At 58.4% G+C, this 25,326-nt stretch carries 19 protein-coding genes and 1 tRNA gene; 12 read left to right on the forward strand and 8 right to left on the reverse strand.

The window, feature by feature from the left end; translation table 11 throughout:
• Positions 1 to 398: 398 nt before the first annotated feature.
• The 5 genes from Poly24_RS17080 to Poly24_RS17100 all read right to left on the reverse strand — a co-directional run bounded on the left by Poly24_RS17080 (position 399) and on the right by Poly24_RS17100 (position 7,908).
• Positions 399 to 1,412: a 2-oxoacid:ferredoxin oxidoreductase subunit beta gene (locus tag Poly24_RS17080; RefSeq protein WP_145098025.1), complete on the reverse strand. Its 1,014-nt coding sequence runs from the start codon at positions 1,410 to 1,412 to the stop codon at positions 399 to 401.
• Between the two features lie 63 nt (positions 1,413 to 1,475).
• A complete protein-coding gene (locus tag Poly24_RS17085; protein WP_145098028.1) occupies positions 1,476 to 3,377 on the reverse strand; it encodes a 2-oxoacid:acceptor oxidoreductase subunit alpha in 1,902 nt (633 codons plus the stop codon).
• A gap of 344 nt (positions 3,378 to 3,721) precedes the next feature.
• Positions 3,722 to 5,164, reverse strand: a complete 1,443-nt coding sequence (locus Poly24_RS17090) for an aldehyde dehydrogenase family protein (RefSeq protein ID WP_145098031.1) — start codon at positions 5,162 to 5,164, stop codon at positions 3,722 to 3,724.
• Positions 5,165 to 5,237: 73 nt separating this feature from the next.
• Complete coding sequence (locus Poly24_RS17095; RefSeq protein ID WP_145098035.1) at positions 5,238 to 6,344, reverse strand: hypothetical protein; 1,107 nt, start codon at positions 6,342 to 6,344, stop codon at positions 5,238 to 5,240.
• Between the two features lie 394 nt (positions 6,345 to 6,738).
• Positions 6,739 to 7,908, reverse strand: a complete 1,170-nt coding sequence (locus tag Poly24_RS17100; RefSeq protein ID WP_145098038.1) for a carboxypeptidase-like regulatory domain-containing protein — start codon at positions 7,906 to 7,908, stop codon at positions 6,739 to 6,741.
• 256 nt (positions 7,909 to 8,164) lie between these two features.
• Here Poly24_RS17100 and dmeF point away from each other — a divergent pair, with 256 nt between their 5' ends.
• Complete coding sequence (gene dmeF / locus Poly24_RS17105) at positions 8,165 to 9,097, forward strand: CDF family Co(II)/Ni(II) efflux transporter DmeF (RefSeq protein ID WP_145098042.1); 933 nt, start codon at positions 8,165 to 8,167, stop codon at positions 9,095 to 9,097.
• Between the two features lie 569 nt (positions 9,098 to 9,666).
• Positions 9,667 to 9,891, forward strand: a complete 225-nt coding sequence (locus Poly24_RS17110; protein ID WP_145098045.1) for a hypothetical protein — start codon at positions 9,667 to 9,669, stop codon at positions 9,889 to 9,891.
• A 111-nt stretch (positions 9,892 to 10,002) separates the two neighbouring features.
• Here the strand turns inward: Poly24_RS17110 and amaB are convergent, their stop codons facing one another.
• Positions 10,003 to 11,547 (reverse strand): L-piperidine-6-carboxylate dehydrogenase, encoded by a 1,545-nt coding sequence (gene amaB / locus Poly24_RS17115; RefSeq protein WP_145098047.1) that lies wholly within the window; start codon positions 11,545 to 11,547, stop codon positions 10,003 to 10,005.
• A gap of 123 nt (positions 11,548 to 11,670) precedes the next feature.
• Here amaB and Poly24_RS17120 point away from each other — a divergent pair.
• The 4 genes from Poly24_RS17120 (at position 11,671) to Poly24_RS17135 (ending at position 14,972) form a co-directional block, all read left to right on the forward strand.
• Positions 11,671 to 11,743 (forward strand) — tRNA-Thr (locus Poly24_RS17120).
• Between the two features lie 49 nt (positions 11,744 to 11,792).
• The gene (locus tag Poly24_RS17125; protein ID WP_145098050.1) at positions 11,793 to 13,118 is read left to right on the forward strand and encodes a DNA-directed RNA polymerase subunit alpha C-terminal domain-containing protein; all 1,326 of its coding nucleotides are present in this window, start codon (positions 11,793 to 11,795) and stop codon (positions 13,116 to 13,118) included.
• A gap of 11 nt (positions 13,119 to 13,129) precedes the next feature.
• Positions 13,130 to 14,251 (forward strand): tRNA guanosine(34) transglycosylase Tgt, encoded by a 1,122-nt coding sequence (gene tgt / locus Poly24_RS17130; protein WP_231753195.1) that lies wholly within the window; start codon positions 13,130 to 13,132, stop codon positions 14,249 to 14,251.
• Between the two features lie 67 nt (positions 14,252 to 14,318).
• Positions 14,319 to 14,972 (forward strand): hypothetical protein, encoded by a 654-nt coding sequence (locus tag Poly24_RS17135; protein WP_145098061.1) that lies wholly within the window; start codon positions 14,319 to 14,321, stop codon positions 14,970 to 14,972.
• A gap of 145 nt (positions 14,973 to 15,117) precedes the next feature.
• Here Poly24_RS17135 and Poly24_RS17140 read toward each other — a convergent pair whose 3' ends face one another.
• A complete protein-coding gene (locus tag Poly24_RS17140) occupies positions 15,118 to 16,104 on the reverse strand; it encodes a DUF975 family protein (protein ID WP_145098062.1) in 987 nt (328 codons plus the stop codon).
• A 239-nt stretch (positions 16,105 to 16,343) separates the two neighbouring features.
• The gene (locus tag Poly24_RS17145; protein WP_145098063.1) at positions 16,344 to 17,222 is read right to left on the reverse strand and encodes a diguanylate cyclase; all 879 of its coding nucleotides are present in this window, start codon (positions 17,220 to 17,222) and stop codon (positions 16,344 to 16,346) included.
• 313 nt (positions 17,223 to 17,535) lie between these two features.
• On the opposite strand from Poly24_RS17145, the gene Poly24_RS17150 reads away from it, so the two are divergent.
• The 6 genes from Poly24_RS17150 to Poly24_RS17170 all read left to right on the forward strand — a co-directional run bounded on the left by Poly24_RS17150 (position 17,536) and on the right by Poly24_RS17170 (position 25,230).
• The gene (locus tag Poly24_RS17150) at positions 17,536 to 19,836 is read left to right on the forward strand and encodes a serine/threonine protein kinase (RefSeq protein ID WP_197451981.1); all 2,301 of its coding nucleotides are present in this window, start codon (positions 17,536 to 17,538) and stop codon (positions 19,834 to 19,836) included.
• 246 nt (positions 19,837 to 20,082) lie between these two features.
• A complete protein-coding gene (locus Poly24_RS27130) occupies positions 20,083 to 20,808 on the forward strand; it encodes a hypothetical protein (RefSeq protein ID WP_197451982.1) in 726 nt (241 codons plus the stop codon).
• Positions 20,805 to 22,265 (forward strand): aldehyde dehydrogenase family protein, encoded by a 1,461-nt coding sequence (locus Poly24_RS17155; RefSeq protein WP_197451983.1) that lies wholly within the window; start codon positions 20,805 to 20,807, stop codon positions 22,263 to 22,265. The genes Poly24_RS27130 and Poly24_RS17155 overlap by 4 nt, the downstream gene beginning before the upstream one ends.
• Positions 22,266 to 22,292: 27 nt before the next feature.
• Positions 22,293 to 23,819, forward strand: a complete 1,527-nt coding sequence (locus Poly24_RS17160) for a phytoene desaturase family protein (protein ID WP_145098068.1) — start codon at positions 22,293 to 22,295, stop codon at positions 23,817 to 23,819.
• 299 nt (positions 23,820 to 24,118) lie between these two features.
• Positions 24,119 to 24,826, forward strand: a complete 708-nt coding sequence (locus Poly24_RS17165) for a response regulator (RefSeq protein WP_145098071.1) — start codon at positions 24,119 to 24,121, stop codon at positions 24,824 to 24,826.
• Between the two features lie 92 nt (positions 24,827 to 24,918).
• On the forward strand, positions 24,919 to 25,230 hold the full coding sequence (locus tag Poly24_RS17170) for a hypothetical protein (RefSeq protein WP_145098074.1): 312 nt from the start codon (positions 24,919 to 24,921) through the stop codon (positions 25,228 to 25,230).
• The last annotated feature ends 96 nt before the right edge of the window (positions 25,231 to 25,326 follow it).

Raw genomic sequence — 25,326 nt, forward strand, 5'->3', positions numbered from 1 at the left:
CACCCTCCCCAAACCAAGTTTGCGGGGAAGGGTCGAACGAGCGAAGCGTTGTTCGCGGAGGGACGTCACAAGGGATCGGGCACGCCTTGATCCGGGTGAACGCCCTCACCGTAAAACTCGCTTCGCACTTGTTTTCCGAACCTCCCGACATCTGCCGGGCGGGTGAATTGCATTGCCGTCTTTTCGATGCTTTCGGAAATACTTCACCCTCCCCAAACGAAGTTTGCAGGGGAGGGACGAACGCGCGAAGCATTGTTCGGAAAGGGGCGTCACGAAGTATCGGGGCCGCCTTGATCTGGGCGAATGCCCTCCACGAAAAACTCGCTAAACGCTTATTCTTCGACCCTCCCAGCTTTGCCGGGCGGGTGCATTGTGGAGCGGGCCCAAAGGCGTCTCGATTACGAAGCGACTTCCCAGGTGTCGCCCGAATTGAACAGGGCGTTCAGATCGCCATTGCCATGCTTGGCCTTCGCTGCAGCAACTTGGCCGTTGATCTGTTCGTCGTAGGTCGCCACCCCTTCGACATCGCGGAAGACGCCGATCGGTTCGGGCATCACCGGGTGACGCATGCGGCTGAGCAGGAAGTGCAGCGACGGATCCATCGCCTTTTCGTCGTGGAACAACAGATCGTCTTCCGCAACATCCTTCAAGTTGACGACTTCCAATTGAGTGCCAACCTGGCGGATTCCCTTGTCGCGATCGGTGCCGAAGATCAACGGCTTGCCATGCTCCAGTTCGATCGTGTTTTCCAATCGCTGGCTCTTTTCTTGAGCGTACGCCATCGCACCGTCGTTGAAGACGTTGCAGTTCTGATAAACCTCAACCAACGAGGTCCCTTTGTGTGCGGCAGCACGCTTCAGGGTATCGGCCAAGTGCTTGACGTGCGCGTCGAGCGAACGGGCGACGAAGGTCGCCTCGGCAGCGATCGCCACGCTCAATGGATTCAAAGGATGATCGATCGATCCCATCGGCGTGCTCTTGGTCACCTGGCCCTCTTCGCTGGTTGGCGAATACTGCCCCTTGGTCAACCCATAGATCCGGTTATTGAACAGGACGATGTTGATGTCCAAGTTACGGCGCAACACGTGGATGAAGTGGTTGCCACCGATCGACAGCGCGTCACCATCCCCGGTGATCACCCAGACCGAAAGGTCGGGGCGCGTCGATTTCAATCCGGTCGCAAACGTTGGTGCACGACCGTGAATGCTGTGCATCCCGTAAGTGTTCATGTAGTACGGGAACCGGCTGCTGCAACCGATACCGCTGACGAAGACCGTGTTCTCACGGGCGATTCCCAATTCGGGAAGCACTTTCTTCATCTGGGCCAGGATCGAATAATCGCCACATCCAGGGCACCATCGGATGTCTTGGTCGCTGGCAAAATCGGCGGCTTTTAGAACAGGTAAGTTCATGGAATCTATAGAGTTGAAAGGACGTAGATTATTGGATGTCACCACGGTCGGTCAGCCGATGGGCTAATCGACTTGCTTGCCATTGAGATTCGGTTTTTCAGCGATCGAGTGGATCTGATCCATCAGCTCGGTCACGCTAAACGGCTTGCCTTTGACCTTGTTGAAGCCGATGCAATCGACCAAGTACTTCGCACGCAACAACATCCGCAGCTGACCCGAATTCAATTCAGGAACCAGGACTTTCCGGAACGATCGCATCAGATCGCCCAAGTTCCGGGGCATTGGATTCATGTAACGGATGTGAGCGTGCGATACGCTCAACCCTTCGCGCTGGCAACGATCGATCGCCGTGTGGCAAGACCCGTAGGTTCCGCCCCAGCTGATCACCAAAACATCACCCGATTCTTCGCCGAAGACTTCTTGCAGCGGGATGTCGTTGGCGATCCCTTCGATCTTTGCAGCCCGTTTGTCGGTCATCAATTGATGGTTGTCGGGGTCATAGCTGACGGCGCCGCTACCATCTGCCTTTTCCAGACCGCCCACGCGGTGCATCAGTCCGGCCGTTCCGGGAATCGCCCACGGACGCGCCAGGTTTTCATTGCGAGCGTACGGCATGAAGGGTGCGTCCCCTTCGGCCGCATCCGGCGGATGGGTGACCACGATCGGTTCCATCTGATTCGCGTCAGGCACTTTCCACGGCTCGCTACCGTTGGCGATGTAGCCATCGGACAACAGGATCACGGGAGTCATGAATTTCACTGCGATCCGCCAAGCTTCTTGCGCCGCATCGAAGCAGTCGCCAGGGCTTTGAGCCGCGATCACTGGCAGCGGCGATTCACCATTGCGGTTGAACATCGCTTGCAACAGATCGCTCTGTTCGGTCTTGGTCGGCAACCCGGTGCTGGGTCCGCCGCGTTGCACGTTGATCACGATCAACGGCAGTTCCAAGATGAAGCCCAAGCCCATCGCTTCGGCTTTCAGCGCGATTCCCGGTCCGCTACTGGCGGTCACGGCCATCGCACCACCAAACGCAGCACCGATCGCAGCACAGCAGGCCGAGATCTCGTCTTCGGCTTGGAATGTACGCACTCCAAAATGCTTGTATCGGCTCAGTTCATGCAGGATGTCGCTGGCGGGCGTGATCGGATAGCCGCTGTAAAAGACGTCCTTGCCGCTGCGTTTTCCAGCCGCCAACAAGCCCCAAGCCAAAGCCTGGTTGCCCATCATGTTTTTGTAGGTTCCCGGCTTCAGTTTGGCCGGTGCAACGCGGTAAGTGATCCCGAAGGTTTCGGTCGTTTCGCCGAACGCCCAGCCCGCGCGAAGCGACTTCTCGTTCGCAGCGGCAACGTCGGGCAACTTCTTGCCAAACTTGTTCTCGATAAATCGCAGGGTCGGTTCCAACGAACGCCCAAACAACCAATACACCAACCCCATCGCAAAGAAGTTCTTGCAACGGTCGGCTTCTTTCATGCCCAGCCCAAGTTCCTTGACCGCATCGCGAGTCAACTTGGTCATCGGCACTTTGAAGACGCGGTAGCGATCTTCGATTTCCTCAGTCACGGGATCTTCGGTCAACGCAGCCAACTTCAACGACTTCGCATCGAAGCCGTCTTCGTTGACGATCAACAGTCCACCGCGGCGGAGATCGGCAATGTTGGTGACCATCGCGGCGGGGTTCATCACCACCAACGCATCCAACGTATCGCCGGGAGTGAAAATTTCCGAATTGGCGAATTGAACCTGGAACCCGCTGACGCCGGCTCGCGTACCACGCGGGGCACGAATTTCGGCGGGGAAATCGGGAAACGTCGCGACGTCGTTACCCAGCAGCGCGCTGGTGTTGGTCAATTGAGTGCCCAGCAATTGCATGCCGTCACCCGAATCGCCAGCTAGGCGAACCGTGATTCCATCGACCTCGGAAATTTCCTTGTCAGCAATCAGCTGACCTTCAGGTTGTACCGACATGAGAGCCTATCGTCCTGCGTGGATGCAAAGGTGAGTCTGTAGGGGTTGTATCGAAAAAACGGGCGGGCGGAAGTAAAGCAAATTTCAGAAATCGCCGACTTGATTCGGCTCTTTTCCGCCAAAAGCAATCACATTCTATGCCGGATGCAGCGTTTCCGGCAAATGGGTAAGAGATCCGGCCTGCGATTTTTTAGCGGGAATGATTGCGCAACAGCCTGCGAATGGACCTCGCCAACAGTCACTAAGACGCCCCTAAGCCGCCTAGGTTCGCTGTCCGGGACGCCTACCGTGCGACAATCTTGCACGGTCGGCGTGGAAGCTGGCCTTCGATGCCAGTCGAGAAATTAACCCTGCGCCGCGGCAACCGGGGTCTCAGCAACCTGGTATGCACGCGATCGGTAAAGGAAATCGATGATGTTTCCTTCGTGCGGTTGCAGCCAATTCAGGCGGTTTGTCGCGATCGGGCCGATGTTCAAGCGATCGATATCGGTGCTGTCCCCCGCTTGGCGGATCAGATCCTCGTTGTTGGTGATCACGGTGCCAACCAAAGTTGGCCCGATTCGACGCAACATGTCGGCTTGAGGGCATTGGACGACGCTGACGAACGGGAACATGTATTCCTTTGCCGCAACGCCGCGATCGGGGGAATCGGCGTGCACGACCATCGGTCGCAGGTAGGCACAGCGCTCTTTTTCGATCAGTTTATCACCGTATTCGGCCGTCAGATCGGTGACGCCCGCTTCTTGGAGATCCTGTTCCACCATCGCCCAGGTTCCGAGCGCCATCTGCTTCATCGTGAACGCAGCCAATTCGGCGGTTGGGTCGGATGGCGGTTTAACGTCGATGGGGCCGATCCGCTTGGCGATCGCTTCGCCGATCTCGCGGGTGTGGCGACTGGCCCAGATGCCCGAGCAGTTGATACAGCTGCGGCCCGAGTTGATCGCGACGCTTTCGACCATCATGTCCAGATAATCTTCCCACTGGTCGACGACATCGTCTCCCAGGATGATCTTCGAGAATCCGGGGCCGTGGGCTTGGACGCGAGGGTTGTCGGCGTATTGAGCGAGCGTTTGCGCACTGCCGAAGACCATCGATCGCGAGCATTTCGCCAACAGCGCGCCGCCAGCGTCGTGTCCGCCGGGGTACAGCGAAAACGCTTCGGCTGGAACACCCGCTTCGATAAATGCGGCGACCATGCGATACGGAGTCCACGGTTCTTGCGAACCGGGCTTCAGCGCCAGGCCGACCTGCAATGCGACCGCGGGCAACCACAACGTGTGCACGCCGGGCGAATTGTTGGGCAACACGGCCCCGAGGATTGGAGTCGTCGCTTGGTAGCTGACGATCACGCCGCGACCCTCTTCGCCGTAGCCGCGGGCAAAGATGTTGCGATCCAATCCGCGGGTGAGCGCGTCGAGGATCTTGTCCATGTTGGCCAAACAGAACGAATTCTTCTTCAGGTTGGCGCGACACATGTGTTCGGGCAAACCGGTACTGGCCGATTGCTGGTGCACGAACTGGTCGACGGTCTGCGTCGAATCGCCCATCGGCAACTCGGCGTTCTCGAACAACTCAGCCGCTTTCTTGCACATCCCCATCAATTCATCGGTGGGGATTTTTCGCAGCGCGTCGCGCGCGTTCTGCGATTTTCGCAAATCGCGTTGCACGATCCCGCCACCGACCTGGTTGACCATTGCGATCGGTTCGCCGGTGTTGAAGTGAACGACTTCTTGCTTTTCGAGCGATTCGTAAGGTTTTCCCCAACGCAGAGCGGGCAATTGTAACATGGTTTTCTCGCAGGCTGCCGATTCGTGCGCCTCCGCAAACCGGAGGCGTAAGGAGATGGAAAGGTTCTTCGACTTAGTAAACGCCGACGGTCGTCGACGATGCCAATTCGTGGAACGGACGCACGCCGCTGACACCGTCCCAAGGGAACTTGTCGAACGGAGCTTCGCGTTCGCCTTCGTCCCGTTCCAGGAAACCGGGCACAAAGAACTCTTTCGTCAATGTATACAACTTCACGCGTCCGGTGCCCCCCATGCCGACGACCTGCGTGTGATCTTCGAACTCAACGACTTCGGTCGCCGCGCGCGGTTGCGGCGCGTAGTAGCTGATCTTGTACTGGTCGGCCGCGGTGATCGGCTTGCTGCAAGCCAGTCCCATCAGCGTGTTGCCGTAAGTTGGCGTCATGAAGACGCCTCCCTCTTCGGGCGAACCGCCTAACAATTCCTCGACCGCGTACCGCGTCCACTGTGGCGTGAACTCGGTGCCGCCGGAGAAGATCCCCTTGATGCCCATTTCTTGGATGCTGCTGCCGCGTTCTTCCAACGCATCGCCTAACGACTCCAACAACTTGGGCGTCGTGAACATGCACTTGATGTCGTGACCCGCGGTCAAGATCGTGATCGCCTGGTCGATGCAGTGCTTTTTGTACTCTTCCAGATGTTCCATCCAGCCTTTTTTGATCAGCTTGACGACCCAACGTGGATCGAGATCGACGCAGAAGCAGATCCCGCCGCGATGCTGTGCCAAGTGCTCGACAGCCAACCGCAAGCGTCGCGGACCGCTTGGGCCCAACATCAACCAGTTCGCTCCCTTGGGGAAATGCTCCTCGGGCAGCGTGTCGCTGAACATTTCGTAATCGATCCAGTGATCGCGCATCACAACACGACTCTTGGGGACGCCGGTTGTGCCACCGGTCTCAAAGACGTAGACCGGTTCGTTTTCGTAACCCTTGGGAACCCAACGGCGTACCGGACCGCCACGCAACCAATCGTCTTCAAAGAGAGGGAACTTCTTCAGATCGTCGAAACACTTCACTTCGGTCAACGGATCAAAATTCAGCTCGCTCTTCTTCTCCAACCAAAACGGGCTTCCAGTCGATTCGTGGAAGTGCCACTGAACGATCTCATGCGTGTGAGCGTCCAGCTTCGCTTTGGCCTCGGCAATGGCTGTATCTAAACTCATATTCGATCAAATCCGTGAAGAAGGGACAGGTGAGACGATTTCAACGAGGTGTCGGTCGAGCAACAAATCTTGGCGGACGAACCAACGCGACGCAAGCAGATCGCAGGTGGGAACCGACATTGGGGGTCCGCGAATCGATAGCCCCAAGATTGCCTGGTTTTGTCGATCCCCGAAGTTAACGCAGCCGACGGTAGCTGGCAAGTTCCGAAGGATTATTGTCGTAGGGCAAGACAAAAAAAGCGGCCATCAAAGTGGCCGCGGTGGGAGTCGTTTCGATAGGGCAAAATGAAACGCCCCACGAACGGGGCGTCTCGAGTTTGCAGGGGCATCCCGCGATGCCGGACAAACCTTTGTCGATCCGGTGCTCACGGCGAACGATGCCCGATTGCACAGCCTATGGGCTCGCAGGGCTCGCGACGTTATCGCTGTTCTGAACCGCCAGTGCGGCTGCCGCTAGCCCGATTGCACCAAGCCCTCCCAGGCCACCCGCACCGCCACCGCCACCGCCGCCACCACCGGTGGTGCCTGCTTGTGCCGAACCTGCAGTGCTTGGGCTGGGCCCCATTTGGGCAGCGTTGGGATCGACTGGCCATCCGAATTCGTCCAACACGACGCCTTCACCAACCTCTTCCAGTTCGCCCTTCTCGTCGCGTTGCAATTCATCTTCCAATTGGTCGACGGCAAAGCCAGGGACGACTTCCACGTTCAGTTCCGTTTCGCCAACCGCAGCGGCGTGAAACGAAACGAATCGCACTGCGTCAGCCGATCGCGATGCCGTGGTCGGAACGGTCAACTCAAAGCCAACGACAGCAAAACCCGATTCCCCTGCGGCAACCAACCCGTACGATCCGGGAGTCAGCTTGGGAATCGTAAACCCACCGTCGCTGTCAACGGTCGCCATCGCAACCGATTTGTCCCCTTGGACGACGATCACGTTCATGTTCTGCAGCGGTTGCGCCTTGCCATCTTTGCCGACGGGCAATGCCAAGCGACCGGTAACCGAACCGGCTGCGTTGGCGAACACCTGTCCTTCGCCGGTGGGCTTGCGATTGGCAATCGGATCGGCGTCGAATTGGTGAACCGAGTAAGGCAGTGCCGATTGCAACGGGATGTAGCTGCGGACACGTTGCATGACAAACGCGCTGCTGGTGCGAGCGGCCAAAACTTGCAACGGACCCGATGCCCCTTCATCGCTGGCGGGCAGAACATGCACCACGTACGACGCCGTCACGCTGCTGCTGTGAACCACCAACGCGTAGGTTCCGGTTGGCACGTTTTGAATCGTAAAGCTCCCCTCCAAGGTCGCCTTGCCACGCAGCGTTGCCGCCCCTTCACCGACGCCCAACGGAACCAAAGCGATCCGCGCCAGGTCGGCACGTCGCAGGCCACCTGCCGCAGGCACATCGATCTGGCCATGAACCGCCCCGGTGGAATCGACGTGCACCCACTGCTGGGCCAGCGACGAATCGATGCCCTGATACTGAATCCCAGCATCGTTCTGAGCGCTCGCGATGGAGCCACACAGAAACAGGAGCGAACAGGCAAATACTCTCAAATTAGTCATCAAAGGATCCCTTGCGGCTTCAACATGCTCACACTGGGCAAACTGCGCCCTTTTGGCAATACAGTCGAGACTATTTCGAGCGAGGTGAAAAATCAATACGATCCTCAAAAATCGACGCAAATTCCACGCGGCCCCGACGGCGACCGCGAATCGGAACCGCAAATCAAACGCCAAGGGCTTCCGAACGCCTTATGATAAGATCGTCGATCCGCCGCGGCGGACCTGCGCCCCTTCACAATGGAAATCGTGCGACACGATGAGCAATCAAGAGCTGGCAGACTGGCACGACGACCATTCTTTTGGGCAGGACCAAAAGAAGCCTGGGGAATCGCGGACCATCGTGGTGATTGCGATCACCTTGGCGATGATGGTGATCGAGATCATCGCCGGCCAGGTCTATGATTCGATGGCCCTGTTGGCCGACGGTTTGCACATGGCGTCGCACGCCGCTGCGTTGACGATCTCCGTCTTCGCGTACATGTACGCTCGCCGCTACGCCCACGACACCTGGTATAGCTTTGGAACCGGAAAGGTCAACGCACTGGGCGGCTTTGCCGGCGCGTTGCTGCTGGGGGTTTTCTCACTACTAATGGTTTGGGAAAGTGTCCACCGGCTGATCGACCCTGTGGAAATTTCTTTCAACGAAGCGATCCTCGTCGCGGTGGTCGGCCTGGTTGTCAACGCGATCTGTGCGCTGGTGCTAGGACACCAACACGATCACGGGCACGGATCGGGTTGCAGTCACAATCATGACCACAATCTGCAAGCCGCTTACATGCATGTGCTTGCCGACGCGTTGACCAGCGTCCTGGCCATCGCCGCCCTGCTGGCGGGAAAGTTTTTTGGCTGGGCTTTCCTCGATCCTATCATAGGAATTGTAGGCGCCGTCGTCGTGGCACGATGGTCGATCAGCCTGATCCGAACCACCAGCGATGTTCTGCTGGACCGCCAGGCAACCGACCCTGTGTTGGATCGCATCCGGCATGCGATCGAAGACGACGACCACGATGTTGTCGACCTGCACGTTTGGTCGATCGGCCCCGGACTCTACGCAACCGAGATCATTATTGTGTCATCCAACCCAGTTTCACCGGGGGAGTTTAAAAAGATGCTTCCCGATGACCTGTCGATCGCGCACGCTGCCGTCGAGGTCCATCACCGGGACGCGACAACGCAACAGGGAACCTAGTCCGAATAGGCATTTTAGGGCGGCAGCCGTCCGAAAACATTCTGGATCTATTTTTGTCGTCGCAGCGAGTATACCGCAGAATCGCAGCATTTTACCCAAGGGAAGCATTCCAACCCGGAAACCGCAACGCCTCACAAGCCCTCTTGACGCCCAAATGGCCCACTAAGGCATATTAACTTCCGCCACAGCGCGTTTTAGGAAAAACATCCACCATTCAGAAAGCCCCCTCTATGGCAACATCCGATCCCCAGTCGCGTCGGTTTTTCTTTGAATTCCCACGCGATTTTCTTAATATTTACCTAGCTTCACTCAATTTTCGCCGGGATCGTGTCTATTTCCCCTTGGGGCAGAAAATGCACCAAACAAAAAACTTGACTCTGGGAATGAATTATGAATAATGCATCAAGCTTCGATCGATAATCTACGGTCAGCCCCCAACTCCCATTGACACATCTATCTGCCTGTGGGAGGCAGATTTTAGCGCATCCACGGAAGAACGATGCGATAAGCTATCACGTGCCGAAATCAGTGCCGGAGTGCATACTGATCTCGGTGAGAGGACAAGATTAATGACTGTTTGTAAGAACGTATTTGAAGCCATCCTTCGCTACGGCCACGATGAAGACTTCGTTCCTCAAGACTGGAACGACTTCAAAGAGACCGATGCCCCCGCAGGCTCGTCCGAAAAGATCGAAGTACTGCGTAAGCGTGTCGAACTGGGCCAACCACTGTGGCACGGATCCGACCGCGTTGATTATAGCGGCCTGACCGGAGCGATTCGCCCTCGCGAATAGTTCCACTCGGGAAACACATGTTTTGTGTGATCCCCGCAAGTATATAGGTTACATAAAAACACCCGGTCGAATTCGATCGGGTGTTTTTTTGTTTTCACCCAACGCCCGGGCTCACCCCAAATCGAACTGAATCCCTTGGGCCAGCGGCAGATCCCGGCTGTAGTTTATCGTGTTGGTCGACCGCCGCATGTACGCCTTCCAAGCATCGCTGCCCGATTCTCGCCCGCCACCGGTCTCCTTTTCGCCGCCAAAAGCGCCGCCGATCTCTGCGCCGCTGGTTCCGATGTTGACATTCACGATCCCGCAATCCGACCCCGCGGGGGAACAGAACAGCTCCGCCTCGCGAACGTCGTTGGTCAGGATTGCCGATGCCAACCCTTGCGGCACGCCGTTGTGCATCGCGATCGCTTGGCTGAGATCTTCGTAACGCATCACGTACAGGATCGGTGCGAACGTCTCCTGCTGCACGATCGCTGCATCGGCCTGGATCTCCACGATCGCTGGACGCACGTAGTAGCCCCCCTGCGGAACGTCATCGACCACGCGATCTCCACCAAACACAGCACCGCCTTGCTCGCGAGCCGTCGCCAGAGCCGCCTGCATCGCGACAAACGCGGGCTCGTCGATCAACGGACCGACCAAGATCCCCTCGCGCATCGGATCGCCGATCGGAAGCTTGCCGTAGAGCGATCGCAATGCGTCGGTCAGTTGGTCGGCGATCGATTCGTGAACGTATAGCCGCCGCAGCGAAGTGCATCGCTGGCCGCAAGTGCCGACCGCGGCGAACAGAATCGACCGCGTCGCTAGCTCGAAATCGGCCGACGGAGCGACAATCATGCCGTTGTTTCCGCCCAATTCCAACAACGAGCGCCCCAAACGCGAAGCGACGCGAACAGCCACGTCACGCCCCATCGGAACCGAACCGGTCGCCGATACCAAGGGCAATCCGGGCGCATCCGCAATCGCCTTGCCAACCTCCGCATCACCAATCAACAAGCTCAACAACCCCTCGGGAGCCTCCGGCATCTCCGCCGCCACCCGCGATGCGATCCCGTGGCAGGCGAGCGCCGACAGCGGAGCTTTCTCCGAGGGCTTCCAGACCACCGGATCGCCGCACACCAACGCGATCATCGCGTTCCAAGCCCAGACGGCGACGGGAAAGTTGAAAGCGCTGATGACCCCGACAGGGCCCAACGGGTGCCACTGCTCTGCCAATCGATGCAGCGGACGTTCGCTAGCGATCGTTTTGCCATAAAGCTGCCGGCTGAGCCCGACAGCGAAATCGCAGACGTCGATCATTTCCTGGACTTCACCCAACGCCTCTTGCATGATCTTGCCCATTTCCCAACTGACCAGTTCGGCAAGATTCGATTTTTGTGACCGCAGGCTTTGTCCAATTTGTCGCACCAATTCGCCACGCACCGGTGCCGGAACGATCCTCCACCGAACGAAAGCCTCCTGCGCCGCGGCGATCGCTTCGGCCACCTGGTCCGACGTGGCCATCGTCAGCGAAGCGATCGGCGTCGCATCGACCGGTGAACGAACGGTCAGTTCATTCCCTCGCCCCTTGGACCACTTTCCGCCGACCGCCACCGCTTGCGGGTCGACCGGAAGACCAAACTTTGAGAAGATCGATTCGGCGCGGGCATTAAGCATTGCAACGAGTCTCCCGGTGACGGCGGCATTTATTTATTGTAAAACAAATCTCCCCCAGGCGTCCTCTTGACGAAATATGGGAATTTCTTTTATCTTGCTATTTCTTTGCTGTGCAAATATCAGGCCGATGTAGCTCAACTGGCAGAGCGATTCATTCGTAATGAATAGGTTGCGGGTTCAAGTCCCACCATCGGCTCTTCACGCCCTCGCAAGGCCCGCTTGCCCTTCTGTAGGAACCCAACTCCATGGCTGAAGCTCACATGCTCGATCTGAAGGAAACGTTGCTATCCAACGCGTCTTTTGGACCACAAGAAATCTATGTGATTCGACAAGCGATCTCCGATGATTTCACGCACTTCACGGAACTGAAAGAAGGCGTTGGGCTGTTGGAGCAAGACACCGACCGAACGCCAGCGTCGCAAACGCGACTGGGCATCGGGCAATTCCTGCTGGGACGCTTCCAAGATGCGAAGCAGACCCTGCAATCAGCCGATGGCGGTGCGTTGGCTCAGTTCTACATTGGTCGCTGCCATTTCGAACACTGCGATTACGCCGAAGCGATGGCTTCGTTCGAAGCGGCCCGCACCGCGGGATACAACGCCGACGAATGCAATCTGGCAATCGCCGCTGTCCAACGTTACATGGGGAACGCCGAACAAGCGTTGGCCACACTGGACAACATGTTCGGCCCTGTTGAGCAATCGGCGGAATACCTGTACCAACGCGGGGCAACCGTTGCTGCCTTGGGCGGCAACCTGCCCGAAGCCGTTGCATTGTACGAACGTGCCATCCAATCGAACCCACAACACGCCGGAGCGTTGTTTGGCTTGGCCGTTGAAAACGACCGCCACGGAAACGACGAAACCGCCCTCGAATTGTACGAACGCGCTTCCAAAGCGTTCCCAACCGGCGTCGGCGTTCTGATCAACTTGGGCCTGATGAGCGAAGATCGTAACGATTTCGGCAAGGCTCAACTTTGCTACAAGCGAATCCTCGACTGCTACCCCGACCACCCACAGGCTCGCCTGTACATGAAGGACGCGTCGGCATCGGGCAACGTCCTATACGACGAAGAAACGCAACGCCGCAACGACCGTTTGGCACAAGTGCTGAACATCTCGGTCTCGAACTTCGAACTGTCGGTCCGCAGTCGCAACTGTCTGACCAAGATGGGTATCGATACGCTGGGCGATTTGACCCGCACCAGCGAAGCGGAACTGCTGGCCAGCAAGAACTTCGGCGAAACCAGCCTCTACGAAATTCGCGAGATCTTGAGCAGCAAGGGACTGACCCTTGGCCAGTTCGCTCATGAAAAGAAGACCGCCGATCCGCCCGTCGACACCTCGCACCTGTCCCCTGCGGAACAAGCGTTGTTGGATCGTCCGATCTCGGATCTGAACCTGTCGGTTCGTGCTCGTAAGTGCATGGTCCGCTTGGGACTGAACACGATCGGCGAACTGCTTCGCAAGACCGCCGACGAATTGCTCGAATGCAAGAACTTCGGTGTGACCAGCTTGGTTGAGATTCGCGAGAAACTCGAACAGCACAACCTGACGCTTCGCGGCGAATAAGGTAGTCGATATTGCCTGCCGTCACGATCCAGTTGATCGCCGAAGATCCAAACACTCAGGCCCGCGCTGGTTTGTTGACGACGCCTCACGGCGAAGTTCCCACGCCGGCGTTCATGCCCGTGGGAACTCAGGCGACGGTCAAAGGGGTGACGGTCGATCAATTGAAGCAGTTGGGTGCTTCGATGATCCTCGGCAACACCTACCATCTTGGGCTACGCCCCGGCCATGAACTGATTCGTTCGCTCGGCGGCCTGCATCGCTTCAGCGGATGGGACGGCCCGATCTTAACCGATTCGGGCGGCTTCCAAATCTTCAGTCTCGCCCAGCTGACGAAGATCACCGAGCACGGTGCGACGTTCCAGTCGCACATCGATGGCCGCGCGATCGAACTGACCCCCGAGCATTCGATCGACATTCAAGAATCGCTAGGCAGCGACGTGGCAATGGTCTTGGACCACGTGATCGCGTTACCTAACGAACCGGCCGTGATCGAAGATGCGATGGAGCGATCGATCCGCTGGGCGAAGCGTTGTCTGGAACATGCCTCACGCGAAGACCAAGCTCGGTTTGCGATCGTGCAAGGGGGACTGGATCCCGAACTGCGACGGCAATGCGCTCAGGAGATGAGCAAAGAAGACTTCGAAGGCTTCGCGATCGGGGGCCTCAGCGTTGGCGAACCGCCGGCGGAAATGTACAAGACGATCGAGGCAACGATCCCCTATCTGCCGAAGGCCAAGCCGCGGTATCTGATGGGGGTTGGCACGCCGATCGATCTGGTCGAAGCGATCGCTCGCGGGGTCGACATGTTCGATTGCGTGATGCCGACGCGAAACGGCCGCAACGCACTGGCCTTCACCGCCACCGGATCGATGAAGCTGCGAAACGCCAAGTTTCGTGAAGACGCTCGGCCGCTGGAAGAAGATTGCCCGTGTCCGGCTTGCCGCCACAGCCGCGCCTACATTCGCCACCTGTTTGTCGCCGGGGAGATGTTGGGGCCGATCCTGTTGTCGATCCACAACCTGACGTTTTATCAGCGGTTGGTGCGGGAAGCGCGAACGCATATCCAAGCGGGTACCTATTCAGCTTTCCTGGACCAGCAACGCCAAATTTGGAATCCCCCTCAGAGCGACTGACGCGGACCAGCTGTTTGCAGTGGATCGCGACTGTTATTCTTCCGACGACCGGTCTACGATAGACGCCATGATTGATTCCTTTTCCATCGCACTGGCACTCGGCCCCTTGGCGATCTACCTGTTGGTGATCGGATACCTGCAATCGGCGCGGCGTCCCACAGTAACAACCGGTGCACAAGACACGGTGGCACTTGCGATTGGTGCCAGCGGTTTTGTACTGGCAGGCCCGTTGGTACTCTTCTTTCCAACGATGGCTTACGGAATGCTGGGCTGGATCGTGTGGTTGATGTTGGCCGCGTTCTTTCTGCTGACGCTGCTGTTAATCATCCTGACGATGCGACCGCGGATGGTCATCTACGGTACAACAGCGTCCGACGTGCGGGAACCGCTGTTGCGGGCGGCGCGATCGATCGACCCCGGAGCGCGACTCGAAGGGGAACAGATATGGTTTCCCGGCGTTGCCGCTTCGGTCCGCTTAGAGGTCTTTTCTCCCCACGACACGCCGCAGGTGGTGCCTCAAATGCAAACGATCTCGCCTGTCTTTTGGCGTCGATTTGTGCAAGCGTCGCGGCACGAAATCGGTCAGGTCGAAAACCCGGCCCGCAGCAAAGGCGCCGGCATGCTGTTGGTGGCCTTGGTGATCCTAGGCTTCGTCGCGACTCAGATCGCCATGCAACCCCAAGAGATCGTCTCGGGGTTTCGCGAATGGCTGCGACTGTAGCGGTTCCGACAACGGAAGTCGCTTGCGGTCCACCGCCCCAACCGATTCCGAATGGATATGGTCGGCCTTCCATTCGGACTGCCGCGACCGACAGCCCGAACGAGAAACGAAGTTTGCCAGCGGCGGACCAACGGAGCGTGAAGGACTACATTCCAGCAGCGCGCGGCTGCCAGAACCGTTGCCCTGTCATCATCAGGTAGCAGATCGTCATCATCATCGAGACAACGGGAACCGCGACCAACAGCCCGACACCGCAAAGCAGCGCCCCCAACATGCTCAGGCCCATCGAGATCAGGCCCATCAAAAACGCATTGCCACGATTCCCCTTGGCATGTTCACCAGCCAACCGGAACGATTCCATCACGCCGCAATCGCGGTCGACCAAAAAGTAAAAGTACGACCAATAGGTGAGGGCAAAATAAATCCCCGGCACGATCAATAACAGGATGCCGACAAACATGCCCAATCCAAACAAGATCGATGCGCCGATGTAGCGGAGGATGTAGGGGCTGCCGCTGAAAAGCATACCGAAATTCGCCTCTTGCCCACGTGCGACAGCGAGGTTGATCCGCAGGATCCCGATTCCGATCCACAGTTGCAACAATTGGTTCAGCACCGACGTCCCCACGTTAGTTAACGCGATCGCTGGCGAATTCGGATCTCCCAACGCTTGGACCAACGCGACTTGCAGAATCGCCGACACCACTGAAATTCCCATGTTCAGGAAGAACTGCGTCAGGAAGGCACCGATCAGCAGGGCCGCATTCATTTTGAACAGTTCCCACGCGATCGTCACCGCCCCCGCGGGATCCATCGGTTGAACCGACATCGCTCCCGAACTGCCGCCGGCCATCGGTCGAGCGGCAGCCGTCGGAGAAGCGTAGGGATTCGCAGACGCCGACGGTGAAAAACCGTGACCACCCGAAACCGGTTGGGCGCTGCCGCCACCAAAGTTGAAGGGGTCGTCATCGGCCGGAGGCATTGGAGCGGGAGCCGCTGCAGGAGAGGCGGCTTGCGACGCGGGGATCGTTAAGATCCGAGCACAATTGGGACACTTGGCCTGCTTGCCAGCGCTGTTGTCGGGGACACGCAACTTCTGTTGGCACCCGTCACAGGGAAATTCGATCGGCATAACGACGCTACCTCGCTTCAATTGGAACCTATTCGCCTTCGGGGGAACCGTGTCCCCCGCAGGCACCGGACCGATAGCGTAAGCGACCGCGCAAACTGCGCCAATTGAATTTCCCGTCTTGCCAAGCTTCCGTCGGGAAGCCGCAGCCGATGACGCGGCAACGATTCCCGCCGCTCACGACAGCCATCGCCGATGGGCCCGTCCGGAATTCGTTCACGTCGAAAACGAGTCGTCGAACGTTAACCGGCGACTTGATTACGGCCATTTTCCTTGGCCTGGTATAAGAATTTGTCGGCCGCATCAAGCAATGCCGACTGTGTTTCGATTTCGTCGACCGCGGGTGCGGAGACTCCCAGACTGATCGTCACTTCAAGCAGTCCCGCCGAAGTCTCGAAGGCGGCTTCGGCGCATGCCTTGCGGCAACGCTCGGCAACATCCAACGCTTTCGCTCGATCCGATTCGACGATCACGATCGCAAACTCTTCGCCACCAAACCGGGCCAAAATTTCATCCGAACGCAGCACGTGCTCCAACCGCATCGACAACTGCTGCAAGACCTCATCGCCAGCCAAATGGCCGTACGTGTCGTTGATCAATTTGAAGTGGTCGACGTCCAAAAGAATGACGGCGATCGGCCGCTGGTAGCGGCGGCAACGGGCGACTTCTCGATCGAGGCTTTCCAACAGGTAGCGTTTATTAAAAACGCCCGTCAGCCCGTCGCGGGTCATCATCGCGTAGACGGTCTCGTGATACTGCGCCTCGAGATCGTGATCGGCCAGGAAACGGAAGATGCGACTGCCTAACTGGATGCGGTCGCCCGTCTGCAGCACGTGCTCCGTAATCGGCATGCCGTTGATGACCACTCCGTTGGTGCTCTCCAAATCGCGAATCGTGTACACGTCGTCCTGTTTTTCGATCTCCGCGTGCCGTCGCGAAACCGAGTTGTCGGGCAGGTGCAAACAGCAGTTCGCGTCGCGGCCAATCAAGATGGTCTCGCTGATTTCGATCGGCCCGCGATCCAAATCCAGTGGGTGGATCTGGACCAACCAACGCTGCGAACCGACATCCGCTGCGACGGCTGCGTCCACCCATAACGTAGGACCTTGGATTATGGACATTCGGACGTTCCCGTGAAGTGCGCGAAGAAAGAGGCTTCAGATCCGTTTAGGGAAAACACGATTCCCTGCAGCCAAAGGTGAGTTACGTTTGTAAGGGGCGGGGGGCTGAGGCAGCGGTGCGACAGAGAATTTCACCCGATCCCAGTCTCTGGCAACCGCGTTGTACCAGGTGGCAGGAATGTTCGGATTGCCCGATCCCAAGGATCTCCAGGGTTCGTTTAAGACGCCGCCGCCCCTAGAAAAGCCTATGTTTGCACGGCGAATCCCATTTGCCATCGCCGCCAAACACTCCTCTCCATCGGGCCATCCATTGATGCTGGACACACAACCTTCCGACTCCACCGCGAGCCCCGCCGGACCGGTCCCCTTTCATGACGCGCCGGTCCCGTCGGGTGCCGATCGTTACCACGGCGACCAGGAACTGGGCCGTGGCGGCTGGGGCGTGGTCATGCGGGCAAACGACCGGCAACTGGACCGGCACGTCGCCGTCAAACAACTGGGAGCGCACGCTGCCGGGAACCCCGACTTGGTCCAGCGGTTCCTGCACGAAGGTCTGATCACCGCACAATTGCAACACCCGGGCATCGTCCCCGTCTATGAAAGAGGACTGCGCCACGAAGACGGCCAACCGTTTTACGCGATGAAGCTGTTGGACGGCGTGACGTTGGAGCACAAGCTACGCGACTACCATTGCCTGTTGCCCGGCCGCAAAAAGCAAGCCCTGCTGTATGACTTGCTGCGCAGCTTTGTCGACATCTGCAACGCCATCGGCTACGCCCACGAACAACAAATCATCCACCGCGACCTGAAACCAGCCAACGTGATTGTCGGTCCGTTTGGCGAAACCGTCGTCGTCGACTGGGGCTTGGCCAAGCGTCTGGGGGCTGACGCGGCCGAACCGCCGCAACCGCACGCCAATTCTATGGCAACCGTGGCCGCAGGGTTGCCGATCACGGAATCGTCTCCAACGGCTCACGCCCCATCGGCCGACGCCCTCCACACGCGCATGGGAACGATCGTCGGCACACCGGCCTACATGTCGCCCGAACAAGCGACCGGCGCGATCGACAAGCTAGGCCCGCACAGCGACATCTATGCGTTGGGCATCATCCTTTACGAAATATTGACCGGCCGCACACCCTATCACGGTGATGACTTCCAGGTCACGATCGCCAACGTCATCGCGGGGAATTGCCTGTCGCCGCGCCAGCAGGACCGTAGCGTCCCGCCGCCGCTGGATTCGATCTGCATGAAAGCGATCGCCCCCCAGCCTCACGAACGCTACAAAACCGCCCTCCAGATCGCCGACGATGTCAGCCGTTTTCTGGCGGGAGAGAAGGTCAGTTCCCACCGCGAATCCCTGGTCGAACGGACAGGCCGCGCGTGCCGCCGACGGCCAGCATTCGTCGCCGCGACCATCGTCGGGGCGACGATCCTCGCCCTGTCGGCATCGATCACCAGCGTGATCGTCAGCCAGGCACATCGTGCCGAACGCCGTGCCAAAGAACAGGCATTGGCGGCGCATGCGGAAGAGGTTGTTGTTCGCAAACAAGCCGAACGCGAACGGCACGCGGCCCATCAAAAGTTGGCGCGAGTCCAAGCCGCCGCCGATGATTGGTTGCGACAATTCAACATGGCCCTCGCCGAAGATTCCGAGGCCGCACCGCTGCGACGCGATCTGCTGCAGAACGCGATGCGACACTATCGATCCCGCTACCATCGACTGGCAGTTCAACCGAACCAACAACAGGAGGCCGCAAGCTGTTTGTTGCAGATCGCCGACCTTCAATGGATGGCGTCCGATTTCCTGGCGGCGGAGCAAACCTACCAGATCGCGCAAGCGGAACTCACATCCCTTCCATCCACCGACACTCCCGAACGTTCCCTGATACGTGACCGCACCCGCGCCGCGACGGGACTGTTGCGGTCGGCGCTCCGTTCGGGCGAATCCGCCGAACGGCAAACCGCCCGTCTCGCGACTGAATTGCAATCGCTCGAATCGCTCTCCGATGCGTTCCACGCCGACTCCGAATCGCTGGAAACGCTCGCCTACGGTCAACTGGAACTAGGAACCGCCCTGCTGCGTTCGAACGCCATCGGCCCGTCGATCGCGGCCCTTCGGCGGGGGCTGAGTAATGCAACGCTGTGGGCAGACCAAAATGCGACACCGTTACTGCATCTGACGTCTGACATCGAGACGGCTCTGGCCGCGGCGTATACGCAAGACCACCAATACCTCGCCGCAGCCCACATCCTTCAAGACCTGATCGACAGGATCGATGAAACGCTGCAACGCAACCCGAACCGCACCGATTGGCTGACGAATCGGGCGTGGGCACAGATCCAATGGGGCTTCGCCCAACAAGCACTCGGCAAGCCAACGGCCGCGGTGACCGGCTATCGCCAGGGACTGGCGGACCTTGCGAGCGCCTGGAATTTGCCGATGGAAGAACCGCTTCCGAAGGCAACATTGTCAAAGCAATCTACGCCGTGGCGCGCGCTGAATGATCGCTGCCTGCAGCACGCAACAGCGCGGGAATCGAATGCCGGATCGACCGGTCAACGCCCTTGGGTGCGCGTTCTCGAAGAACTTCAACACCAAGAACTGAATTAGATCCACACCACAAAGCCCCCTTTTTGGAGCCTATGCGGTGTCTATTGCAACGACCGCTGCAAGGCGCGTCGATCCAATAAATTTGCTTTCCAAATTGCTGTCATCCCCTTACAGACAAGTCGTTAGCAAGAGGGTAGGATGACATGTTAGAGGGTTCTTTTTAAATAGGTTCCATAGCCGTTGAGGATCGGAATCAGGACGCCTCTATCGGCGGCCACTCGTCGCCAACGCAAGGGAGTCCGTGAAGTGCCAAAAAAGAAACCGCTTGTTCCCGAGAAAGTGAAGTCTCGGAACATCACCAACGCCCAACGGATCGCCGCGGTGCGACGCATCCAAGAGAGCATCGCACTGTCGCCGCTGATGACGGAGTTGGCGATTGAAGTCACGACGCGTGGCGGACACATCTATCTGGAGTATGACGACGCCGGCACCACCGCCACGATGGCGCGGATCACTCCGATGCAAGAGAGTCCCGCGTATGCTCTGGAATCGGAAACCGATTCGGGTTGGGTGCTATACGGCCAGGGGACGCCCAGCCGGATCATGAAGCTGTTGTGCAACGACACGTTGGGAACGTTTCATGCATTGGGTGGCATCGATCAAACGCTGCGAAATGGACGCGGTGCGGTCCCCGAAATCGTTCAAATATCGACACGCACATTCGCCTATCAATCGACCAACGCCCCCTGCACACTGCAGGAAGCGTTATACTTTTATTACGGCATTCCTCTGGTCATTGTGATGGCACCGCGTGAGTATTACCGCCTGCACGCCGAACCATCGCTAATCGAAACCAGTGCCGACCAACGGAAGATTCTGATTCGCTTCTGCAGCCGCAATCCTGCCAACCCACATATCGTGGGGCATGGCTACTATCAACGGATTCGAGGCGATTGGTACGGGATCGGTGTGCCTCCCGAAAGTGGCAGTACCATGGATGCGGCGGAGGCATTTTTGAAGTCCACACTGTGAACTTGATCGACGCGACAAACATTCAAACCGCGTTGGCCCGTGCCGCGACAGCCCAAGTCGATTGGGGCCGCACCGACGTTCGTCAGCGTGCGGCGCGGATGCATCCCGTTCAAACCGAAATCGCCCAAGCTGCCGACGATCTCTGCGACTTGGTCACGCTGCCACAGCGGCGATCGAAAACGGAAACCCTTTCTTCCGAATTGCTTCCCTTGTGCGAAGCGCTCCGCTACCTGCAACGCCACGCGGCGAAGGTTCTAAAAAGTCAGAAGCAGGGCATCGCTGGCAGGCCGCTTTGGCTGTGGGGAACCCACAGCGAGATCCAACGGGTTCCTCTGGGGCGTGTGCTGATCCTGGCCCCCTGGAACTACCCACTGCTTTTAGCCGGTGTTCAAACGGCACAAGCACTGGTCGCGGGGAATGCCGTGCTGCTGAAACCCGCTCCGGGATGTGAAGCCGCCACCGCGACGCTTGTCGATTGTTTCCAAGCCGCCGTGGGGACCGATCTGATCCAACAAGTCGACAGCGATCCGGCCGTGGCAGAGCGGCTGATTCGTGCGGGCGTCGAAAAGATCGTCTTGACGGGGTCGTCGCAGACCGGCCGCAAGGTGATGACCGCGGCTGCCGAGACGCTGACCCCGACGGCGATGGAATTAAGCGGCTGCGACGCGATGGTCGTTCTGCCGGGGGCGGATTCCAATCGCGTCGCCGATGCGTTGCGGTTCGGTTTGAGTTTCAACAGCGGTGCGACCTGCATCGCGCCGCGGCGGATCTTTGTCCCTCAAGAACAATCCGACCATTACCGCAAACTCTTCGGCCGTCGCTTGGCCCAGCAACCGCGGCTGCATGTCCATCCCGCCGTCCGCCCCCGGATGATCCAGGTGGTCGAAGACGCGATCGATCGTGGCGGCCAGTGGGTCGGAGGCCCCTGGGATCGGGAACGGTTCGAAGCGACCGGCACCACGCCGCCGTTGCTTTTATTTGGAGCCCGCCCCGATTGGTCGATCATGTCCGCCGATGTGTTCGCCCCGATCGCCGCGGTTTGCGATTATTCCCCCAGCGACCCGTTGGTCGAACTTATCAGCCGGTCGCCGTACGCTTTGGCCGCATCGATCTTTGGACCACGCAAAGAGGCCCAGCGATTCGCCGCTGCGCTGGAGGTTGGAACGATCACGATCAACGACCTCATTGTGCCCACCGCCGATCCTCGGCTACCCTTTGGGGGACGTCGCGAAAGCGGATTTGGAACGACACGGGGCCGCGATGGATTATTGGCGATGACGACGCCCCGGGTGATCACCCGGCAGACGCTGCGTCACCCGAGACACCTCACGGTGCCAACGGCTGGGGACGAAGAGATCTTGGCCGGAATATTGCAACTAAATTTTGCGGCCGGTTGGCGGCGGCGACTTCGTGGACTGGGGCGGCTGGTCCAAGGGATCAAGCAAAGTCGGAAATAGTTACTCGAGACATCCAGAACAAACATCATGGCTAAAGGAACCGAAGTTTCCCAACGCGTTGTCGTCGTCGGCGGAGGCCTGGCGGGATTGACCGCCGCATGCACCGCCGCGGCGCGCGGGCACCGCGTGATCTTGTTGGACAAAAATGAATGGGTCGGTGGCAAAGCCGCTTTGCTTGAATCGGGGGGCTACCGATTCGATATGGGCCCAACGATCCTAACCTTGCCATCGGTACTCAAGCGGGTCTTCGACGAAGCGGGCCGCGATCTCTGCGATTACATGGAACTGGTTCCGTTGGATCCGCAGTGGCGTTGCTTCTTTGATGGCGGCAGCGTCTTGGATTTGGTCAGCGATGTCCAACAGATGAAGCGTCGATTGGATGAATTCACCGGTTCGCCCGACAGCGGCCGGGGATACGACCGCTTCCTACAGCTCTCCAAACAAATGCATGAGGTTTCCGAACGCTTTTTCTTCTGGCGCAGCGTCGGTTCGATCCGCGATACGATGGACGCCAGCGGAGCGTTTTCGCCGGCAGTGCTGAGGGATGTGATGAGCTTGCGGATGGGGAAGAGCGTCTCCAAGGTCGTCCGCCAACACATTCCCGACGACCGTGCGGCTCAGATGATCGACCACTTCACCCAGTATGTCGGGTCATCCCCCAAAGCGTCACCGGCCGTTTTATGTGGCATCGCTCACATGCAGACCTCCGAGGGCATCTGGTATCCGATGGGCGGAACCCGCGCGGTCGTCGAAGGGCTTTCGCGATTGGCGATCGAATTGGGGGTCGAGATTCGTGTCGGTGTCGACGTCGCGCGCATCCTCGTCGAATCGCGCCGGGCTACCGGGGTGCTAACGACCACCGGCGAAATCCTTCCCGCCGACGCGGTCATCAGCAATTGCGATTCGGTTCGCACCTATCGCGAGCTGCTGAAAGATTGCCCAGCAGCCCGCTGGAAACTCCACAATCCCGAACCGGCTTGCAGCGGCGTGGTGCTGTATTTGGGGCTGAATCGGCGCTACGAACAACTGCTCCATCACAACTTTGTCTTCTCTCGCGATCCGGAAGAGGAGTTTGATTACATCTACCGCCGGGGCGAACTGGCTCCCGAACCCACCTGTTATGTATGCGCCCCTGCGGTCACCGAACCGCAAGTCGCACCCGAAGGGGGCGAAGCGTTGTACGTCTTGGTTCACACGCCCTACCTGCGTCCGGGACATGATTGGACGGCGATGCTGCCCGATTACCGCCGCCGCATTATCGAAAAATTGCAGGAGACCGCGGAACTGGACGACCTGGAAAGCCACATCCAAGTCGAACACGTCCTGACGCCGCAAGATATCCACAACCGCTACCGAGTGCTCAATGGAGCGATCTACGGACTGGCAAGTCACGGAAAGTTTACCGGCGCGTTTAAACCAGCCAATCGCCGCAAAGACATCCGCGGACTGTACCTGGCCGGCGGCGCAGCCCATCCAGGACCGGGGATGCCGATGGTGATGATGAGCGGCTGGATCGCGGCCGATTCGTTGGACCAAGACGTTCAACGTGGATAACTTACCGAAACCAACACCCCTCTTTTTGAATATCGGCCAGGGGGAAAGACAAGCGAAGCGATTGTTGAAATACCGCCATCGCGATAGAATACACCACTCGGCCCACGCCACGGGAACCTGACCCGCCATTGGCTTAACACAACCCTAACCCAATCTTCATTTGACACTAACCACTTCGGGGTAGCCAATTCGTCGTCGGTGGTCGACGATAAGCCCATCGACCGCGGGTGGCCGAACCGCCGATCGCGGAATTTCAAAATCAGACTCACTCATCGGGCTCAACGAAGGTCTTCACACGCATGCCGAATACAAAAATTCTCGTTGTCGAGGATGATCTAAGCGTCGCCGAGGTGTTGATTTACAATCTGAAAAAGGAAGGATTCGAGGTATCGCGTGCCCTCGATGGCCGCGATGCGCTGACCCAAGCTCGCCTGAAGCTGCCCGACCTCGTCATTCTCGACGTGATGCTTCCTTCGCTCAACGGCCTGGAAGTCTGTCGCACCTTGCGTGCGGGCGAGGACACGAAGAACATCTCGATCCTGATGCTGACCGCAAAATCGGAAGATTCCGATCAGATCGCCGGGTTCTCGATCGGTGCCGACGATTACGTTTGCAAACCGTTCAGCGTGGCGGTGCTGTTGCAACGCGTGAAAGCATTGCTGCGGCGACGCGAGCAGGCCGCGGCGATTAAGAACCAGGATATCGTCACCTACAAATCGGTCAGCGTCGATCGACGCCGCTACAAAGCGACTGTCGGAGAAGAACCGTTGGATCTGACCCGCAGCGAATTCCGCTTGCTGGACACCTTGATCCGCCAACCGGGTCGCGTATTCGATCGCGCCGAATTGATCGACGCCGCATTAGGCGAAGATACGATGGTTCTCGAACGGACGATCGACGTCCACATTCGGGCCCTCCGCAAGAAATTGGGACCCTATGCCGATGTGATCGAAACGGTTCGCGGAGTCGGATATCGATTCAGCGAAGCGATGCACGAGGAGGTCTGACCTAACGTGTCCGTCATCGGTGCGATAGTTCTGATGTCGGCGGGAGGAACCGCGGACAGGAACCTTGCACCCCTGCGACGGAGAGATCAACGATGGCCAAGTACTACATTGAATCGGGCACGATGAAGGCAGTTGTTTCGGCAGACGATTCGCACAAGGCCGCCCTGTGGGCCGTCCATCGTGCGATGCAACAAGTCGTGCCGATGTATGACGACCAAAATGTCTCGGCCAACGACAAATGCGAAATGGCGACCAGCGAAGGGATGATGGTCTTGGATCAACAGATTTCGATCAGCGAAATCGGATTCGATCGGACCGACGCCCAGGTGATGAATACCTACGACGTGGTCAGCGAATGGAACCAATTGATGGTGGCCCTTTCGCGTCTTGAAAGCCTGCTGTAGGTTCCGCCTGCCACAAGCGAATCAGGGGAGCCGAACGCCCGCCCGGACCAAAGATCCGGGCGTTCTGGCAGGCAGGTCTCTCCGCGAACCGCGGAC

This window comes from Rosistilla carotiformis, assembly GCF_007753095.1.
Lineage (GTDB): Bacteria > Planctomycetota > Planctomycetia > Pirellulales > Pirellulaceae > Rosistilla > Rosistilla carotiformis.

Bases quoted from the DNA above. Each gene is read 5' to 3' on its own strand.
- Poly24_RS17090 (WP_145098031.1), bottom strand. From the start codon at position 5,164: ATGTTACAATTGCCCGCTCTGCGTTGGGGAAAACCTTACGAATCGCTC.
- Poly24_RS17165 (WP_145098071.1), top strand. From the start codon at position 24,119: ATGCCGAATACAAAAATTCTCGTTGTCGAGGATGATCTAAGCGTCGCC.
- Poly24_RS17110 (WP_145098045.1), top strand. From the start codon at position 9,667: ATGACTGTTTGTAAGAACGTATTTGAAGCCATCCTTCGCTACGGCCAC.
- Poly24_RS17145 (WP_145098063.1), bottom strand. From the start codon at position 17,222: ATGTCCATAATCCAAGGTCCTACGTTATGGGTGGACGCAGCCGTCGCA.
- Poly24_RS17125 (WP_145098050.1), top strand. From the start codon at position 11,793: ATGGCTGAAGCTCACATGCTCGATCTGAAGGAAACGTTGCTATCCAAC.
- Poly24_RS17080 (WP_145098025.1), bottom strand. From the start codon at position 1,412: ATGAACTTACCTGTTCTAAAAGCCGCCGATTTTGCCAGCGACCAAGAC.
- Poly24_RS17140 (WP_145098062.1), bottom strand. From the start codon at position 16,104: ATGCCGATCGAATTTCCCTGTGACGGGTGCCAACAGAAGTTGCGTGTC.
- Poly24_RS17150 (WP_197451981.1), top strand. From the start codon at position 17,536: ATGCTGGACACACAACCTTCCGACTCCACCGCGAGCCCCGCCGGACCG.
- Poly24_RS17170 (WP_145098074.1), top strand. From the start codon at position 24,919: ATGGCCAAGTACTACATTGAATCGGGCACGATGAAGGCAGTTGTTTCG.
- Poly24_RS17160 (WP_145098068.1), top strand. From the start codon at position 22,293: ATGGCTAAAGGAACCGAAGTTTCCCAACGCGTTGTCGTCGTCGGCGGA.
- Poly24_RS17085 (WP_145098028.1), bottom strand. From the start codon at position 3,377: ATGTCGGTACAACCTGAAGGTCAGCTGATTGCTGACAAGGAAATTTCC.
- Poly24_RS17100 (WP_145098038.1), bottom strand. From the start codon at position 7,908: ATGACTAATTTGAGAGTATTTGCCTGTTCGCTCCTGTTTCTGTGTGGC.
- dmeF (WP_145098042.1), top strand. From the start codon at position 8,165: ATGAGCAATCAAGAGCTGGCAGACTGGCACGACGACCATTCTTTTGGG.
- Poly24_RS17135 (WP_145098061.1), top strand. From the start codon at position 14,319: ATGATTGATTCCTTTTCCATCGCACTGGCACTCGGCCCCTTGGCGATC.
- amaB (WP_145098047.1), bottom strand. From the start codon at position 11,547: ATGCTTAATGCCCGCGCCGAATCGATCTTCTCAAAGTTTGGTCTTCCG.
- Poly24_RS17095 (WP_145098035.1), bottom strand. From the start codon at position 6,344: ATGAGTTTAGATACAGCCATTGCCGAGGCCAAAGCGAAGCTGGACGCT.